2 protein-coding genes and 1 pseudogene are annotated in these 1,596 nt (G+C 69.0%); 2 read left to right on the forward strand and 1 reads right to left on the reverse strand.

The window, feature by feature from the left end:
- Together AC1DY5_RS54960 and AC1DY5_RS54965 are read left to right on the forward strand one after the other, a co-directional pair.
- Nucleotides 1-107 (forward strand): annotated as a pseudogene (locus tag AC1DY5_RS54960) (D-2-hydroxyacid dehydrogenase family protein); the annotation flags it as partial.
- The gene (locus tag AC1DY5_RS54965; protein WP_478122585.1) at nt 104-1,276 is read left to right on the forward strand and encodes an MFS transporter; all 1,173 of its coding nucleotides are present in this window, start codon (nt 104-106) and stop codon (nt 1,274-1,276) included. The pseudogene AC1DY5_RS54960 and the gene AC1DY5_RS54965, both read left to right, overlap by 4 nt.
- Here AC1DY5_RS54965 and AC1DY5_RS54970 read toward each other — a convergent pair.
- Nucleotides 1,266-1,596: hypothetical protein (locus tag AC1DY5_RS54970; protein ID WP_478122586.1), on the reverse strand; the 331-nt coding region annotated here is incomplete at its 5' end. The genes AC1DY5_RS54965 and AC1DY5_RS54970 overlap by 11 nt on opposite strands.

Below are 1,596 nucleotides of genomic sequence, written 5' to 3' on the forward strand. Positions count from 1 at the left end.
AGAGCTACGAGATGTACTTCGGCCAGGCTTTCGACAACGTCGTGAGCTTCATCAAGGGCAATCCGACCAACATCATCAACCCCGGCGCGCTGCAGGTCCGCCGTTGAAGCGCACTGCGCTGCCGGCTGCCCTGTGGGCCCTGCTGGCAGGCAATTTCGTCATCGGCACCGGCGTGATGGTGGTGCCCGGCACGCTCAACGAACTCAGCCAGTCGCTGCAGGTCAGCGCTGCCACGGCCGGCCAGCTGATCACCGCGGGCGCGATCGTGATGTGCCTCGGCGCCCCCTTGCTGGCGGCGCTGGTCGCGGGCTGGGACCGCCGGCTGCTGCTCGCCTGGACCATGCTCTGGTATGCCGCCGGCCACCTGCTCTCCCTGTTGATGCCGAGCTTCGGCGGCTTATTGCCGGTTCGCATGCTGACCGTGGTCGCACCTGCCGTCTTCACCGCGCAGGCAGCCGCCTGTGCCGGCTTGCTAGTGCCGACCGAGCAGCGCGGCCGCGCCGTCACCTTCGTCTTCCTCGGCTGGTCCATGGCCTCGGTGCTGGGGTTGCCGATCGGCGCGCTGGTCGGCGGGCACTTCGGCTGGCGGGCGGCCTTTGGCGTCATCGCCCTGCTTTCGGTCGCCAGCGCAGCGTGGATCTGGCTCAAGCTGCCCCCGGGCATCCGCCCTCCAGCGCTGTCACGCTCGGCTTGGGGCAGCGTCTTGAGGAGCCCGTTGCTGATGGGCGTGGTTTCGGTGACCGCGCTGCAGGGCGCCGGCCAATTCGTGCTGTTCAGCTACTTCGCGCCGATCGTGCGGCAGGGCCTGGGCGCAGACGCGACCCAGATGGGCCTGCTGTGGGCCTGGTTCGGCGCCTGCGGGCTGCTGGGCAACATGGTCGTGAGCCGCTACATCGACCGCATCGGCGCGGCTCGCATGGTGCTGGTCACCAGCGTGCTGATCGCGCTGAGCCTGCTGTTGTGGCCGTTGGCCATCAGCTTCGCCACGCTTGCGCTGATCCTGGTGCCCTGGGGTTTGGGTTGCTTCGCCACCAATTCGGCCCAGCAGGCGCGATTGGTCTCGCTGTCGCCGACTCTCGCATCGGGCTCGGTAGCGCTGAACAGCTCGGGCATCTACGTCGGCCAGGCGGTGGGAGCGGCGGCCGGCGGCTGGCTTCTGGCCCACGACGCCATCGCCTGGATGAACTGGGTCGGCCTGGCAACCGTGCTGCTCGCGATTGCACTGAGCGTCACGATGGAGCGGGCGCAGCGTCGCGCGCTCGCCGTCAGCGCTTGATCGGGCGCGGAGCGATTTCCGCCTCGGTGCTCGGATCGAAGAGGTCGAAATCGATCACGTGCGGATCGTTCGAAGGCGTCGGCGGCCTGACCGGCTCGAGCGGCGTCGGCATCGTCTCGTAGGCCGTCTTGTCGAAGGCGCCCAGGTCCATCTCGAGGTCGGGCAGCAGCGCCGGCGGGTCGGCCGGGGGCGGAACCGCCGATGGCGGTCGGAGGTCCAGGTCCATCACCGTTTCGTGCTGCATGCCCTGGTCGATCGAACCGTAGATCGAAGGCGGCAGCACCGGCCCGTCTCCGAGCGTTCGAGGCGGGGCCTCGGCC

It is taken from the genome of Variovorax sp. P4_D9, assembly GCF_056401695.1.